Source organism: Cryobacterium sp. PH31-L1 (assembly GCF_030063145.1).
Classification (GTDB): Bacteria; Actinomycetota; Actinomycetes; order Actinomycetales; family Microbacteriaceae; genus Cryobacterium.
In genome coordinates this window covers 13446-28763 of the sequence record NZ_JASISM010000006.1, presented here as the reverse complement: position 1 = coordinate 28763, position 15318 = coordinate 13446, and the positions used below count along the sequence as shown (strand labels likewise).

Below are 15318 nucleotides of genomic sequence, written 5' to 3'. Positions count from 1 at the left end.
ACGTAAGTTCGACTTCGAATACGACGGATGCGCGGCGGGTCGCGCGGATTGTCCGCCCGAGTCACCTTATCGCGCACGGACCACGCCGAGGCAGGCGTGGCTAGACTCGGGTCACACCCCCGCACACTTTCGAGGAGAAGCAATGCCCATCGCAACCCCCGACCAGTACGCCGCCATGCTCGACAAAGCGAAGACGGGCGGGTTCGCCTACCCCGCGTTCAACGTGTCATCGTCGCAGAGCATCAACGCCGTTCTCCAGGGCCTGACCGAAGCCGGATCCGACGGCATCATCCAGGTCACCACCGGTGGCGCCGACTACTTCGCCGGCCACACCGTGAAAAACCGGGCCTCCGGCGCGCTCGCCTTCGCCCGTTTCGCGCACTCGGTCGCCGACAACTACCCGATCACCGTCGCCCTGCACACCGACCACTGCCCCGAGGGCGCCCTCGGTGACTTCGTCATTCCGCTCATCGAAGCCTCGGAGTCTGCGGTAGCCGACGGCGGCAACCCCATTTTTCAGTCGCACATGTGGGACGGCTCGGCCATCGCGCTGGACAAGAACCTGGATATCGCCACTGACATCCTCAAGCGCACCCGCGCGATCAACGCCATCCTCGAGGTCGAGATCGGCGCCGTCGGCGGCGAAGAAGACGGCGTTCAGGCCGACGTCAATGAGAATCTGTACACGACGCTCGACGACGCCATCAAGATGGTCGAGGCCCTCGGCCTCGGCGAGCAGGGCCGCTACATGGCCGCCCTCACCTTCGGCAACGTGCACGGCGTCTACAAGCCCGGCAACGTGAAGCTGCGCCCGGAACTCCTCAAGCAGATCCAGACCGGACTGTCCTCCAAGTTCGCACTCGCAGCGCTGCCTCTCGACTTGGTATTCCACGGCGGCTCCGGCTCAACCGATGCTGAGATCGCCGAAGCCGTCGCTAACGGCGTCGTCAAGATGAACATCGACACCGACACCCAGTACGCTTTCACTCGCTCGATCGCCGACTACATGCTCAAGAACTACGACAGCGTGATCAAGGTTGACGGCGAAGTCGGCAACAAGAAGGTTTACGACCCGCGCGCCTGGGGCAAGGTGGCCGAGTCGGCCATGGCCGCTCGCGTCGTTGATTCCACCCGCCAGCTCGGCTCCGCCGGGCACTCAAACAGTTAGAGCAATGACAGACAGCCCGGACTCCGTTCCACCACCCGCGAAAGACCCACGCCCGCGCCCCCAGTACGGCGAACTCGCCCCTGAAGGCTGGACCTGGCAGCCGCCGCAGGACACGAACCGGGTTGACCCCGCTCCCTCCCCCACTGCCGGGGCGGGAGCGGGAACACCGTCCCCCAACTATCAGCAGGCTCCCCCGGTGGTGGCCGGACCGCGAACCGTTCCCGGCTGGGACCGCCCGTGGACCATCGGTCTACTTGCCTTCGGGCTCCTGGCAAATGTCTACGGCGTGTTCTCGCTCGGCGGTTTCCCGGTTGCCATGCAAATGTTCTACACGCGGGAGGGCCTGGGAACGTACGATCCCGCTGCATCCGTCGGTGCGATCACGACGTCCGGCGCAATCGTGCTGATATTCGTCTGGCTCGCCGCGGCAGCCATATCCGTTCGGATGCTGCTGCGTCATCGACGGACTTTCTACGTGCCGATCGCCGGTGGAGCTGTGTCCCTCGTCGTGCTGTTCGCCTTCACCGTGGCTGCGCTCTCCATCGACACGACCCTAATTGAGTTTCTCAGCCGCCAGTAGCGCAGGTGCAGCCCCCGAGGAACGAAGCGAGATCCTTCCGTTCCCCGGGTCACTCGGCCGTTTACTCGGCGGCGGCGCGGCCGCCGAAGGCACGGGCATCCGTTTCGCCCGAAAGGTCCTTGCGCAGTTCCTTGGGCAGCGAGAAGATCAGGTCTTCTTCGGCGGTCTTGACCGGCACGACGTCGGCGTAGCCGGCGTCGGCGAGGGCGGCGAGCAGTTCGTCGACGAGTTCTTCGGGAACGGATGCCCCGCTCGTCACGCCCACGGTGGCCGCGTTGTCGAGCCACTCCTGCTTGACCTCGCTCGCGAAGTCAACGCGGTAGGCCGCTTTCGCACCGTATTCCAGAGCCACTTCGACCAGGCGCACGGAGTTCGACGAGTTGGCGGAGCCGACCACGATCACGAGGTCGGAGTCGCGCGCGACCTTTTTAATGGCCACTTGGCGGTTCTGGGTGGCGTAGCAGATGTCGTCGCTGGGCGGATCCTGCAGGTTAGGAAAGCGCGCCCGCAGCCGACGCACGGTCTCCATGGTCTCGTCAACGCTGAGCGTGGTCTGGGACAGCCAGACCACCTTGTCGGGGTCGCGCACGACAACGGTATCGGCTTCCTCGGGACTGCCGACGAGCGTGGTGTGCTCTGGGGCTTCACCGGCGGTGCCCTCGACCTCCTCGTGGCCTTCGTGGCCGATCAGCAGAATCTGAAAATCATCGCGGGCGAAACGCACGGCTTCGCGGTGCACCTTGGTCACGAGCGGGCAGGTGGCGTCGATGGCTTGCAGCCCGCGCTCGGCGGCGGCGTTGACGACGGCCGGTGAGACCCCGTGGGCGCTGAACACGATGTGCGCGCCGCGCGGAACTTCGTCGACCTCGTCGACGAAGATGGCACCCAGATTCTCGAGCTCCGAGACCACGTGAATGTTGTGCACGATCTGCTTGCGCACGTACACGGGGGCGCCGTAGTGCTCGAGCGCCTTCTCCACGGCGATGACCGCGCGGTCGACTCCGGCGCAGTAACCACGCGGGGCAGCGAGCAGCACCCGCTTATGTCCGACCACGGGGGTATCCTTAAGCCTGTTGCGAGCGCTGGGAATGCGTGGCATGCCCAGGCCAATAGAGGTCGGCTTGTCAGTAGTGTGCGCGCTGGTGTTCACCGCCTCAGTCTACGCACGACCGATCGAAGAACTCTGGGAGGACCCGCCTGTGCCCAACGTCAGCGCCACGATCAGCACCACCGACAGGATCACCGTATGACGGATGCCCCCGCCACCGTCGAAACGCCGTGGCCGGTCGCTCTGCTTTCGGGTAAGATCCGCGGCTACATCGAGCGGCTCGGCATGGTCTGGGTCGAGGGCGAGATCACCCAGTGGGGTGCCAGCGGCGGCAACGTCTACGGCAAGCTCAAAGATCTTTCTGAAGATGCCACGGTAAGTTTCACGATCTGGTCGTCGGTGCGCGCCAAACTGACCGCCGATTTCAAGGCCGGTGACCGCGTTGTTGCCCTGGTCAAGCCCAACTTCTGGGTCAAGGGCGGCACGCTGACCATGCAGGCCTTCGAGATGCGGCACGTCGGGCTCGGCGACCTGCTCGAACGACTGGAACGCCTGCGAAAACAGCTCGCGAGCGAGGGCCTGTTCGATGCCTCGCGCAAGAAGCACCTGCCGTTCTTGCCGCACTGCATCGGCCTTGTGACCGGAAAAGATTCCGACGCCGAGAAGGATGTCATTCGCAACGCGCAGCTGCGCTGGCCGGCCGTGAATTTTCGGGTCGCGCACGCCGCTGTACAGGGTAACCGTGCCGTCGGCGAGGTGACCAGCGCGATCCAGCGGCTCGACGCCGACCCAGAGGTCGACGTCATCATCGTCGCTCGCGGCGGCGGCGACTTTCAGAACCTGCTCACCTTCAGCGATGAGAGTCTCGTGCGCGCCGCTGCTGCCTGCAGAACCCCGCTGGTGAGCGCGATCGGGCACGAGGCCGACCGTCCGCTGCTCGACGACGTCGCCGATCTGCGGGCGTCCACCCCCACGGATGCCGCCAAGCGCGTCGTTCCCGATGTCAGCGACGAATTGAACCGGGTGCAGCAGGCCCGGGCGCGCCTCAGCAGCCGACTGACCGGCATCCTCTCGTCGGAAATCGACCGCATTTCACAGCTGCGCAGCCGACCGGTGCTGAGCGACCCGCGCTGGATCATCGACTCTCGCAGCGAAGATCTCACCCGCTACGTGGCGCGCGGCGCCGAACTCACCGTACGCATTCTCGAACGCGCTGGCGCCACCGTGGTGGAACTGCGTTCGCAGCTGCGCGCCCTGTCGCCCCAGGGCACCCTCGACCGCGGCTACGCGATCGCCCAGCTTCCCAGCGGTCATGTGTTGCGCAGCGCCGACGACGCCCCCGCTGGCACCGAACTTCTGCTCACCCTGGCCAGCGGCACCGTGCCCGCCACCACCAACGCCGCCGCGTCGAAATAATTAGAATGGATGCCATGACCTCGCCCGCCGCAGACACCAGTGAACTCAGCTACGAACAGGCCCGCGATGAGCTCATCCGCGTGGTGAACGAGCTCGAGCAGGGCTCCAGCACCCTGGAGCAGTCGCTCGCGCTGTGGGAACGCGGCGAAGCCCTCGCCCGCCGCTGCGAAGAATGGCTGATCGGCGCGAAAGCCAGACTGGATGCCGCCCGTCTGGCCCAGACGGCGCCCGCCAGCGAAGACACCGCGACCGCCAGATGAGCCGCGCCCCCAAACCATTGCGCGTCGTCGCCGAACTCGGCCGGCCGGAGACTCCGCAGGAGACCGCCGACCGACTCGCCGAGAATTCGCGCAAGTACCGCTCGCACAAGACGGTCAACAATCTGGTACTGTCCCTGCTCGTGACGGTGGGCGCCGTGCTCGTGCTCGTGCTGCTGGTGCCGCGCAATGACAACCCGATCACTCGCGACATCGACTACGCGAGTATCGCTGCCCAGACGCAGCCCGTCGTGGGCCACGCCCTCGCGAGTCCCGTGTTGCCGGTCGATTGGAGCGCCAATGACGCCGAGTGGCGGGCCGGCACTAACGGCCAAGTACCCTCCTGGTACATTGGGCTGCTCACACCCGACAACCAGTACATCGGCTTCAACCAGGCCTTCGACGCTAACCCCACCTGGCTCGCCCAGAAACTGCCCGACTCCCCCGTCGTCGACACCGTGAGTATCGCCGGAGTCACCTGGGACGTCTACCGCAACAGCGCGGCCGCCGCCGATCGAGGCAACTTCGACTACGCCCTCGTCACGACCGCTGGCACGAGCACCTACGTGCTCATCGGCACGGCATCCACCGGAGACTTCGAGACCCTCGCTACCGCGCTGGCGCCCAACGTGGCAGAGAACGCCGCCGAATGAACCGCGCGTGGACGACTCCCCCATCGCCGGCTGAGGCCTGGAACGAACTACGCGAAGGCAACGTGCGCTTCGTCGCCGGCACCCCCCGGCACCGCGAAGATGTCGACCGACGGGCAGAACTCGTCGGCCAGCAGACCCCGCACGCTGCCCTGTTCGGCTGCAGCGACTCCCGCCTCGCCGCCGAGATCATCTTCGACCAGGGCCTCGGTGACCTGTTCGTCGTGCGCAACGCCGGTCAGATCATCTCCGAATCTGTGCTCGGCTCGCTCGAATATGCCGTCGCGGTACTGCACGTGCCACTCATTCTCGTGCTCGGCCACGACGAGTGCGGTGCGGTGCGCGCCGCCATCGACTCTCAAGCAGCGGATGCCCCGCCCCTCCCCGTTCATATCGCCCACGTGATCGAAAAGATCGTTCCGGCGGTGCGTCGGGTGAGCGGGGCGTCAGCATCCGCTTTTCTCGAACCTCAGCTGGTCGATGCCGGCCACGTGGGCCGGGAACACCTCAAAGACACGGTTACCGAACTGCTCGAGCAGTCCGAGGTGATCAGCGCGGCCATCGCAGAAGGTACATTGGCTATCGTCGGCGCGAATTACGTTCTTCGCGAAGGGCAGGCCGACCCCAACATCGTGGTGGGCGTCATTTAGACCCGCCGCCGTTTAATCGCGCACCCGTTGCGCACAGCACGACTCTCATACAGCACCGAAAGGGAATGCACATAGTGGTGGACACCTCCGCAAACGCCGGCTACCGGATCGAACACGACACGATGGGTGAGGTCCGGGTTCCGACTGACGCACTCTACGGTGCCCAGACACAGCGAGCCGTGGAGAACTTCCCGATCTCGGGTTCCACACTCGAGTCCGCGCAAATCGCGGCTCTCGCCCGCATCAAGAAGTCCGCAGCCCTCGCCAACGCTCAGCTCGGCGTGCTGGAGCAGGACATCGCTGACGCGATCGCCGCGGCCGCCGACGAGGTCATCACCGGCCAGTACGACAACGAGTTTCCGATCGACGTCTACCAGACCGGCAGCGGTACCTCGTCGAACATGAACATGAACGAGGTCATCGCCACCCTCGCGACCCGCGCCCTCGGCCGCCCGGTGCACCCGAACGACCACGTCAACGCGAGCCAGTCCTCCAACGACGTGTTCCCCACCTCAGTGCACATCGCCGTGACGAGCGCCCTGATCGACGAGCTCATCCCCTCGCTCGACCACCTCGCGGTCGCGTTCGAGTCCAAGGCTGAACTGTGGAAAGAGGCCGTCAAGGCGGGGCGCACCCACCTGATGGACGCGACCCCGGTCACCCTCGGCCAGGAATTTGGCGGCTACGCCCGCCAGATGCGCCTCGGTATCGAGCGAATTCGAACGGCTCTTCCCCGCGTCGCCGAGGTTCCGCTCGGCGGAACCGCGGTCGGCACCGGCATCAACACGCCCTACGGTTTTCCGCAGCTGGTCATCGAACTGCTCGTTCAGGAGACCGAACTGCCGATCACCGAAGCGAGCGACCACTTCGAGGCCCAGGCCAACCGCGACGGCCTCGTCGACGCTTCCGGAGCCCTGCGCACCATCGCCGTCTCGCTGACCAAGATCAACAACGACCTGCGCTGGATGGGGTCAGGCCCGAACACCGGGTTCGGCGAACTCAACATTCCCGACCTGCAGCCCGGCTCGTCAATCATGCCCGGCAAAGTCAACCCGGTCATTCCGGAAGCCGTGCTCATGGTGTGCTCGCGCGTCATCGGCAACGATGCCACCATCGCCTGGTCCGGCGCTTCGGGCTCGTTCGAGCTAAACGTCGGTATCCCGGTCATGGGAACCGCCCTGCTCGAGTCGATCCGTCTGCTCACCAACGCGACCCGCGTTCTCGCCGACAAGACCGTTGACGGCCTCGTCGCCAACCTCGAGCACGCGCGTGCGCTGGCGGAGAAATCACCGTCCATCGTCACCCCGCTCAACCGCGTCATCGGCTACGAAGCCGCCGCCAAGGTGGCCAAGAAGGCCGTCGCCGAGGGACTCACCGTGCGTGAGGCAGTCATTGCGCTCGGCCACGTCGAACGCGGCGACCTCACGCTCGCCGAGCTTGACACGGCCCTCGACGTGCTCAGCATGACACGTCCCCCGCAGAAGAAGTAACAGCACGGCAAACCGCCCGGCCCCCGCGAGGGACCGGGCGGTTTGCCGTACCGACTACATAACCTCGTTGCCCTCCAGCATCTCCGTCACGAGAGCCGCGATCGCGCTGCGCTCCGAACGGGTCAGGGTCATGTGCGCAAACAGCGGATGCCCCTTCAACGTCTCAATCACGCTGGCCACGCCGTCGAAACGGCCGACCCGCAGATTGTCGCGCTGGGCGACGTCATGGGTGAGCACTACTCGCGAGTTCTGACCGATGCGGCTCAGCACGGTCAGGAGCACGTTGCGTTCAAGCGACTGCGCCTCGTCCACGATCACGAAGGCGTCGTGCAGGGACCGACCTCGAATGTGAGTGAGCGGCAGCACCTCCAAGATGCCACGCTCCATCACCTCCTCGACCACGTTCTCCGAGACGATCGCGCCGAGCGTGTCGAAGACCGCCTGCGCCCACGGCCCCATCTTCTCACCCTGGTCACCGGGCAGAAAACCGAGATCCTGGCCACCGACCGCATACAGCGGCCGGAACACCATGATCTTGCGGTACTGCTGGCGCTCGAGCACGGCCTCCAGGCCCGCGCAGAGAGCGAGCGCCGACTTACCGGTTCCGGCTCGTCCGCCCAGCGACAGAATGCCGATCTCCGGGTCGAGCAGCAGGTCGATGGCCAGTCGTTGCTCGGCCGACCGGCCGTGCAGCCCAAAGACGTCACGGTCGCCGCGCACGAGCTTGAGCGTTCCACGGCTGGTCACTCGGCCGAGAGCCGACCCGCGATCCGAGTGGATGACCAGGCCGGTATTGATCGGCATGTCCTGCACCGCGCGCGAGTCAAGCGTCTCTTTGTCGTAGAGCACGCTCATCTGCTCGGCGCTGAGGGTGATCTCGTCCATGCCGGTCCAGCCGGAGTCGACGGCGAGTTCGTGCCGGTATTCATCGGCAGCGAGGCCGAGGGACGCGGCCTTCACCCGCAGCGGCAGGTCCTTCGAGACGACGGTCACGGTCATTCCGTCATTGGCCAGGTTCAGGGCCACGGCGAGAATGCGCGAATCGTTGTCGTTCAGCTGCAGGCCCGACGGCAGCACCGACATGTTCGAGTGGTTCAGTTCCACTCGCAGGCTGCCGCCCTCACCGACCGGAATCGGAAAGTCGAGGCGTTCGTACTTGAGCCTCAGCTCGTCGAGGTTACGCAGCGCCTGCCGAGCGAAATACCCGATCTCCGGGTCATTTCGTTTCGACTCCAGTTCGCTGATCACCACCACGGGCAACACAACGGCGTGCTCGGCAAAGCGGAAAATCGCTTTCGGATCAGACAGAAGCACCGAGGTGTCCAACACAAAGGTGCGCTCGGTTTGCGAAACGGATGTTTCCACCCGGTCAGTCGCCTTGCGTTCAGTTTGCTCAGTGTCGGTTCTCGCGCCGTCATTTCGAACGTCGGTCACAGCCACTCCCACCCTGCGCCACGAGGACGCGGATCACTTTGGCGAGCTGGCCATCAAGCAATTCTCGAGCCGTACTTATATGGCCGTCTCGATCAGGTGCCGTACCTGATGAAAGCGACGCTACGACTTACCGGCGCTAAATGGAACCCGACACGCCCACCGAAATCTGACGTTCACCTGACGTTGGGGCAGACGCCGAGTCTGGACCGCAGCGATGCTAGTAGGTAGCGGCGAGCGTGTAGGCGGTGAGCGCACCCCTCAGCATGGTCACCGTGTCAGGGTCGAGGGCCGCGTGCACGCTAAGCCTCACGGTGGTGCCACGGGTGGTCGCCGTGATGCCGTGGTTGTGCAGGCTGGCCACGAGGGTGGTCAGCAACTCAGCCGGAGGCTCGAGTACGACGATGCCCGCCCGTTCGCGAACATCGCGGGGCGAGACGATGTCGGTGACGAATTCGTCGACGAGTTCGATGATCTGCGAGACGTTGTCGTTCATGGCGGTTTGGATGACGTCGACACCCACGTCGGCGATCTGCTCGAGGGCTGCGGCGAACCGCGCCTGCGCTATGGAGTCGCCGTTGGTCACCCGGAAGGCACTGGCTGCACGGCTCGGCGGGGTCACTTCGTCCCACGGCTCGTCGGTATCGGTGCCGACGTAGCCGGAATACACCGGCACGAGCCGTTCCAGCGCCCGCTCGCTGAGGGCCAGAAAACCGGTTCCCCAGCCGGCCCGCGTCCATTTCTGACCACCGGAGGCCACAACATCCGCTGCCTCGTAGGCGGCATCGACGACGCCGAAGCCCTGGATGGCGTCGACGATGAGTAAGCGATCGCCGATGACCTGACGGATTCCCTCGAGGTCGGCCCGATAGCCGGTGCGGGAATCGACCAGACACACAGCAACGGCCGCGACGGCCGGCGTGAGCTGGTCGCGGATCTGCCCCGGAGTTACGCGGCCATGCTCGGTCTGCAACCAGAGCGGGGCGACCACATGCAGGGCCTCAGCGGCCCGAACTGCGGCGAACGGCACGCTGGGAAAGTCCCCCGCAGACAACAGCACCGAACCGGTCAGACCGAACATAGCCTGCATCAGTCCCGAGCTGGTGTTGGGCTGCAGCACGACCTGTTCGGGCGTGAAACCGGTGAGAGCGGATACCGCGGTGCGCGCACGCAGATCCTGCTCGGCGAGGTGGTCGAGGCTGCCGTAGCGGGCACGCGAGAGCACCTCGGTCTGACCCAGGGTCTCGGCGACGACGGCTTCGGAGAGCGGACCGACCCGGCCATAGTTGAGGTAGCCGGGTTCATGTCGAAAGCCATCGGTGAAGCTCAGGAGCGAATTCATGCTTGGGTCCAATCAATTGGAAATCGAATACTCCCCCGCTGGTCTCACCCCACCAACGGGTCTAGCCGCCGAACCGGCGCTGCCGGCGGGAAAAGTCGCGCAGTGCCCGAAGAAAATCAATCTGACGCAGGTCCGGGCCGAGCGCCTCGACGAAGTAGAACTCGCTGTGCGCGCTCTGCCACAGCATGAAGTCGCTCAGCCGCTGCTCACCCGAGGTGCGAATCACGAGGTCGGGGTCGGGCTGACCGCCGGTGTACAGGTGCTGGCCGATCAGCTCGGGCGTGAGCGTCTCCGCGAGGTCTTCCAGCGTGCCGCCGTGCGCGTGGTGGGTGGCGACGATGCTGCGCATCGCGTCTGTGATCTCGGTGCGCCCGCCGTAGCCGACCGCGAGATTCACGTGCAGGCCCGTACGGTCGCTGGTGCGGGCATCCGCTGCGTCAAGGGCGGCGACCAGCGGAAGCGGCAGGCCAGCCTTGGACCCCACCTGCTGCACCCGCCAATCGCGATAGTGCGAGAGCTCTTCGGCCAGATCGGCGATGATCTCGATCAGATCGGCAAGTTCGTCAGCGGGCCGCTGGGTGAGGTTGTCGGAGGAGAGCAGGTACAGGGTGACGACCGAGACTCCGAGGTCGTCGCACCATTCCAGAAATTCGCGCATCTTCGCGGCTCCGGCACGGTGACCGTGTGCGGCCGTCTGAAACCCCAGTTGTCTGGCCCAGCGGCGGTTGCCGTCGATGATCATGGCTACGTGACGGGGCAGGTGCTCCGGCGTCAGTCCGCGCCTCAGGCGGCGCTGATACAGCCTGTAGAGGAGGCCGCGCGCTGAGGGAACTTGGGGTTTCTGCACACAGTTACGCTAGTCCACTCCGACGAGCGTTCGGGGCACCCGGGGCTCGCCCTGTCGTATCCTTGCAGCATGGCCACCGAGCACGATATCCCCAATCTGCCGCTGATCGAGGCGGCTGACGCCCATCCGGAGGACGTGAAACCCACCTGGCGCGGCTGGATTCACGCCGGAACTTTTCCCGTCACGATCGTCGCCGGCATCGTACTGCTGGTGCTGGCTGAGGGGTCGGCGGCCAAAATCAGCTCGGCCGTATTCGTGCTGAGCTCGATGCTGCTGTTTGGCAATTCGGCGCTGTACCACCGCTTCAACTGGCAGCCGCGCACCCGCATCATTCTCAAACGCATCGACCACGCCAACATCTTTCTGCTGATCGCCGGGTCGTACACGCCGATCACCGTGCTCGCACTGCCGCCGGAGAAGGCCACTCTGCTGCTCTGGCTGGTCTGGGGCGGCGCCGGGCTCGGCATCATCTTTCGGGTGTTCTGGATCCACGCGCCGCGCTGGCTCTATGTTCCGCTCTACCTGGTGCTCGGTTACGGCGCACTGTTATTCATCGTGGACTTCTTTCAGGCCAACGCCACCATGATGACGCTCATTCTGATCGGCGGGCTCTGCTATACCGTCGGCGCGGTCGTTTACGGGCTCAAGAAGCCCAACCCGGTTCCGGGCGTGTTCGGCTTCCATGAGATCTTCCACACCCTCACGGTCGTGGCGTTCCTGTGTCATTTCGCGGCGATTCTGCTGATCGCCACGCATCCGCTCTACCCGTAACGGGCGGGCGCGACTATTCGGGCTTGTCGCCCGATGTGCTGGGTGAGGTCGAGTCGGCGTCACGCTCGGCGATTTCCGCTTCGAGCCGTTCCTTGATTTGCGCACGATACGTGGTGCGACGGATGCGACGCACCACGTCGAGACAGAGCAGTACGGTCGCTGCCGCCACGAAGAAGAAGGCGACAAAGCCGATGACACCCGGGGTGACGGTGGTCGGGTCGAAGTCGGGGTCCGGGGTCGGAGTGACGGCGAGTACGACGTTGATCAGAAGGATCATTCGTCGTCCTGAATTCCGGCGAAGAGATCAGATTCGGGCATTGCTGTGTCTACTTTCGATTCGACGAGTTGAAAGTCTTCATAGGGCCAGGCCTCACGAACGAGGTCATTGGGCCAAAAGAAGAAGCTACTTTCGGGGGAAACCTGGCTGGCGTGCGATCGGAGGGCGGCATCGCGCGCCTCCAGGAATTCACCGGCCGGAACATGGGTGGTGGCCAGCGGGGGGTAGTTCTTCATCCATTCGCGGGCTTCGCCGAGCGGTTCCAAGAGCGGGGAGTCTGGCTCCTTGACGCTGAGGGCGAGGTACATCGCGTCGATACGTTCGAGGTTGAAGATGCGATCGTAGTAGAGCTTGTCGATCTGCCACGGCCTGCCCGAATTCGGGTACCGCTCGGGGTCAGCGGCAGCACGAAACGCTTCGAGGGAGACCTCGTGGCAGCGGATGTGATCGGGGTGCGGGTAGCCGCCATTTTCGTCGTAGGTAATCAGCACCTGGGGACGAAATTCCCGCACCAGCGTGACCAGGGGTTCGGCCGAATGCTCCAGCGGAATATCAGCGAACGAGTTCGGCGGCACCGATTTGTCCTCGTTCATGCCGGAATCCTCGAAGCCGAGCCAGCGGTGCTGCACCCCGAGTGCACGCTGCGCGCCCAGCATCTCAAGACGGCGAAGGCCGGAGATATCGCGCTCAGCCATTGCATGACCGCTCAGGGCCGGGTTCAGGATGCTGCCCCGCTCGCCGCCCGTACAGCTCACGATCATCACCTCGGCGCCGAGGCTGCGGTAGTAGGCATACGTTGCCGCGCCCTTACTCGACTCGTCGTCGGGATGGGCATGCACAGCCATCAGTCGCAGCGTCACCATACTCCTCAGGAATGCCGGATAACCTTAGGCCAGATAACCTAGATACCAGCCTAATCGCTCCCGTGAAAGTGTGAAATCACCAGTGCCCCAAAACAGCACGCCTGCCGGAGTTCAGCCGAGCCGCGAGCCCTACCACCTGGACGAATCCGACGAGACGTCGGCCCCCGCGCCGATCGAGAGCGCCGTGATCCAATCGCGCTACGGGCGCACACCCAGCCGTAAGAAACGCGACCGCCGGGTCCTCTGGGGCCTGGGCGGCATTTTTGTGTTGGTGCTGGGAGCGTGGGTGCTGTGGACCGGCCTGGATGGAGCATCCACTCAAATCGAGGCACGCGATATTGGGCACACCATCATTGATGAGCACTCGGTCAGCGTGACGTTCGAGGTGTCCCTCCCGGTCAACCGCACGGCGAGTTGCGCAGTACAGGCCCTCAACGAAAGCTATTCTGTGGTTGGCTGGAAGATCATCGATCTGCCGCCGTCAACGCTGTACAACCGGTCATTCACCGAGATTTTACGCACCACCGACCTGAGCAACACGGGTTTGATTTACCAGTGCTGGCTGACCTAAACTGACGTATTCGCCTCGGCAATCGCCGGGGCGTCGACTGTATCCGCGACCCTCGGGCTTTCTGCGCTCGAGCGTCACATTCGACCGTAATAAAGGAGATCACTCGTGACAACCGACACAACGGTCACCTGGCTAACTCAGGAAGCCCACGACCGACTCGCAGCGGAACTGGCGACACTGAGCAACTTCGGCCGGGGCGACATCGCGAAGAAGATCGAATCTGCGCGCGAAGAGGGCGACCTCAAGGAGAACGCCGGCTACCACGCGGCCAAAGAAGAGCAGGGCAAGATGGAGGCGCGTATTCGCACCCTCACCGTGCTGCTGCGCACCGCTGAAGTCGGCCACGCTCCCGAAAGCAACGGCATCGTCGTTCCCGGCACCGTCATCACCGCCACGATCGCCGGCGACGAGAGCCGCTTTCTGATCGGCAGCCGCGAGATCGGCGCCAACAGCGACCTCGACGTGTTCAGCGAGCAGAGCCCGCTCGGCGCAGCCATCATCGGCTTGAAGGTGGGCGCGAAGACGAGCTACACCACGCCGAACGGCAAGGAAATCAGCGTGCATGTCACCAACGTGGAGACCTTCACCGGAGCCTGACCCGTCCGGTCGGTTTTCCACCACGACTCCTGCATTTTGCGGCCGAGTTAGAACGAGAGTGGTCCCAAATTGCAGGAGTTATGCGGGGTGGCCGGGACCACACCGCCGGCCGGCGAGCACGGCTAGTCGATCTGCGGGTCGTAGCCGGCCGCGCGCAGGGTGTCTACGACGTGCTGGCGGTGCTCAGGGCCCCTGGTCTCGACGCTGACGTCGAGTTCGACCTCGCTGATCTGCAGGCCGACGCCGTGCCGGGTGTGCAGCACCTCGATGACGTTCGCGGTCGCCTCGGCGAGCAGCTCGGAGATGCGCGCCAGCTGGCCAGGGCGGTCTGGCAGCATGATGCGCAGCGTGAGGTAGCGCCCCGACGCGGCGAGGCCGTGGCTGATCACCCGCTGCATCAGCAGCGGGTCGATGTTGCCGCCGGAGAGGATGGCCACGGTCGGCCCGGTCGGAGTGACCTTGCCAGCCAGGATGGCCGCAACGGCAACGGCTCCGGCCGGCTCGACGACGAGTTTGGCGCGCTCGAGCAGCACGAGCAGCGCCCGGGCGGTGTCGTCCTCGCTGACGGTGACGATCTCGTCGACGGCGTCGCGCACGATCTCGAAGTTGAGCAGTCCCGGCTTGGCTACGGCGATGCCGTCGGCAATGGTCGGCAGGATGCTGATCATCGTGGCTTCACCGGCCTCGAGGGAGGGCGGGTAGGCGGCGGCGTTCTCGGCCTGAACCCCGATGACGCGGATGCGGCGCCCGTCGCGCGCGGCGCGCTGCTTGAGCGCACTGGCCACTCCGGAGATCAGCCCGCCGCCGCCGATGGGAACGATGACCGTTTCGAGGTCGGGAACCTGGTCAAGGATCTCGAGGCCGAGTGTGCCCTGCCCGGTGACGACATCCACGTGGTCGAACGGTGGGATGAGGATCGCCCCGGTCTCGCGGGCGTGTTCCGCCGCGGCGAGCAGCGGTTCGGTCACGGTCGTGCCGCGCAGGATGACCTCGGCGCCGTAGTCCCGCGTGGCCGACAGCTTGGGCAGCGCGACGCCGACGGGCATGAAGATGGTGGCCTTGATGCCCAGCTCGCGGGCGGCGAACGCCACTCCCTGAGCGTGGTTGCCAGCCGAGGCCGCGACGACGCCGCGGGCTCTCTCTTCGTCGGTAAGCTTGGACAGCCGATTGTAGGCGCCGCGAATCTTGTACGAACCGGTGCGTTGCAGGTTCTCACACTTCAGGTACACCGGCGCTCCCAGCACGTCGGCGAGGTACCGCGAGCTCTCCATGGGGGTCACATCGGCGACCTGGGCGACAACCGTGCGCGCGGCCTCGAACTCAGCGAGGGTGGGTGCGAGGAGGGTGGTCTCTGGCATGT

The 15318-nt window shown here is 65.0% G+C and carries 17 protein-coding genes; 10 read left to right on the top strand and 7 right to left on the bottom strand.

Annotated elements, in window-relative coordinates; translation table 11 throughout:
- Positions 1-142 precede the first annotated feature (142 nt).
- Together fbaA and QMF22_RS12710 are read left to right on the top strand one after the other, a co-directional pair.
- Positions 143-1168: a class II fructose-bisphosphate aldolase gene (fbaA, locus tag QMF22_RS12715; protein ID WP_283454152.1), complete on the top strand. Its 1026-nt coding sequence runs from the start codon at positions 143-145 to the stop codon at positions 1166-1168.
- 4 nt (positions 1169-1172) lie between these two features.
- Positions 1173-1748 (top strand): DUF6264 family protein, encoded by a 576-nt coding sequence (locus QMF22_RS12710; protein ID WP_283454150.1) that lies wholly within the window; start codon positions 1173-1175, stop codon positions 1746-1748.
- Positions 1749-1809: 61 nt separating this feature from the next.
- Here QMF22_RS12710 and QMF22_RS12705 read toward each other — a convergent pair whose 3' ends face one another.
- Complete coding sequence (locus QMF22_RS12705) at positions 1810-2847, bottom strand: 4-hydroxy-3-methylbut-2-enyl diphosphate reductase (protein WP_283454664.1); 1038 nt, start codon at positions 2845-2847, stop codon at positions 1810-1812.
- 147 nt (positions 2848-2994) lie between these two features.
- Between QMF22_RS12705 and xseA the strand changes: the two genes are divergently transcribed.
- From xseA to QMF22_RS12680, 5 genes are all read left to right on the top strand, one after another.
- Positions 2995-4212: an exodeoxyribonuclease VII large subunit gene (xseA, locus tag QMF22_RS12700; protein WP_283454148.1), complete on the top strand. Its 1218-nt coding sequence runs from the start codon at positions 2995-2997 to the stop codon at positions 4210-4212.
- Between the two features lie 5 nt (positions 4213-4217).
- Complete coding sequence (locus QMF22_RS12695; RefSeq protein WP_283454146.1) at positions 4218-4472, top strand: exodeoxyribonuclease VII small subunit; 255 nt, start codon at positions 4218-4220, stop codon at positions 4470-4472.
- Complete coding sequence (locus tag QMF22_RS12690; protein WP_283454144.1) at positions 4469-5122, top strand: DUF4245 domain-containing protein; 654 nt, start codon at positions 4469-4471, stop codon at positions 5120-5122. The genes QMF22_RS12695 and QMF22_RS12690 overlap by 4 nt, the downstream gene beginning before the upstream one ends.
- On the top strand, positions 5119-5769 hold the full coding sequence (locus QMF22_RS12685; RefSeq protein WP_283454142.1) for a carbonic anhydrase: 651 nt from the start codon (positions 5119-5121) through the stop codon (positions 5767-5769). The genes QMF22_RS12690 and QMF22_RS12685 overlap by 4 nt, the downstream gene beginning before the upstream one ends.
- Before the next feature lie 65 nt (positions 5770-5834).
- On the top strand, positions 5835-7259 hold the full coding sequence (locus QMF22_RS12680) for a class II fumarate hydratase (protein ID WP_283454140.1): 1425 nt from the start codon (positions 5835-5837) through the stop codon (positions 7257-7259).
- Between the two features lie 54 nt (positions 7260-7313).
- On the opposite strand, the gene phoH2 is transcribed toward QMF22_RS12680, so the two are convergent.
- The 3 genes from phoH2 to QMF22_RS12665 all read right to left on the bottom strand — a co-directional run bounded on the left by phoH2 (position 7314) and on the right by QMF22_RS12665 (position 10879).
- On the bottom strand, positions 7314-8624 hold the full coding sequence (gene phoH2 / locus QMF22_RS12675; protein ID WP_283454662.1) for an RNA 5'-3' helicase PhoH2: 1311 nt from the start codon (positions 8622-8624) through the stop codon (positions 7314-7316).
- 286 nt (positions 8625-8910) lie between these two features.
- Entirely contained in the window at positions 8911-10032 is a 1122-nt protein-coding gene (locus QMF22_RS12670) for an aminotransferase class V-fold PLP-dependent enzyme (protein WP_283454139.1), read from the bottom strand.
- A gap of 61 nt (positions 10033-10093) precedes the next feature.
- A complete protein-coding gene (locus QMF22_RS12665) occupies positions 10094-10879 on the bottom strand; it encodes an isoprenyl transferase (RefSeq protein ID WP_283454137.1) in 786 nt (261 codons plus the stop codon).
- A gap of 69 nt (positions 10880-10948) precedes the next feature.
- Here QMF22_RS12665 and trhA point away from each other — a divergent pair, with 69 nt between their 5' ends.
- Positions 10949-11650 (top strand): PAQR family membrane homeostasis protein TrhA, encoded by a 702-nt coding sequence (gene trhA, locus QMF22_RS12660; RefSeq protein WP_283454135.1) that lies wholly within the window; start codon positions 10949-10951, stop codon positions 11648-11650.
- 13 nt (positions 11651-11663) lie between these two features.
- On the opposite strand, the gene QMF22_RS12655 is transcribed toward trhA, so the two are convergent.
- The gene (locus QMF22_RS12655) at positions 11664-11927 is read right to left on the bottom strand and encodes a hypothetical protein (protein WP_283454133.1); all 264 of its coding nucleotides are present in this window, start codon (positions 11925-11927) and stop codon (positions 11664-11666) included.
- A complete protein-coding gene (gene mca / locus QMF22_RS12650; RefSeq protein WP_283454131.1) occupies positions 11924-12772 on the bottom strand; it encodes a mycothiol conjugate amidase Mca in 849 nt (282 codons plus the stop codon). The genes QMF22_RS12655 and mca overlap by 4 nt, the downstream gene beginning before the upstream one ends.
- A gap of 88 nt (positions 12773-12860) precedes the next feature.
- Between mca and QMF22_RS12645 the strand changes: the two genes are divergently transcribed.
- Entirely contained in the window at positions 12861-13361 is a 501-nt protein-coding gene (locus QMF22_RS12645; RefSeq protein ID WP_283454129.1) for a DUF4307 domain-containing protein, read from the top strand.
- Between the two features lie 105 nt (positions 13362-13466).
- Entirely contained in the window at positions 13467-13958 is a 492-nt protein-coding gene (gene greA, locus QMF22_RS12640; RefSeq protein WP_283454127.1) for a transcription elongation factor GreA, read from the top strand.
- Between the two features lie 122 nt (positions 13959-14080).
- On the opposite strand, the gene ilvA is transcribed toward greA, so the two are convergent.
- A complete protein-coding gene (gene ilvA / locus QMF22_RS12635) occupies positions 14081-15316 on the bottom strand; it encodes a threonine ammonia-lyase (RefSeq protein ID WP_283454125.1) in 1236 nt (411 codons plus the stop codon).
- Positions 15317-15318 lie beyond the last annotated feature (2 nt).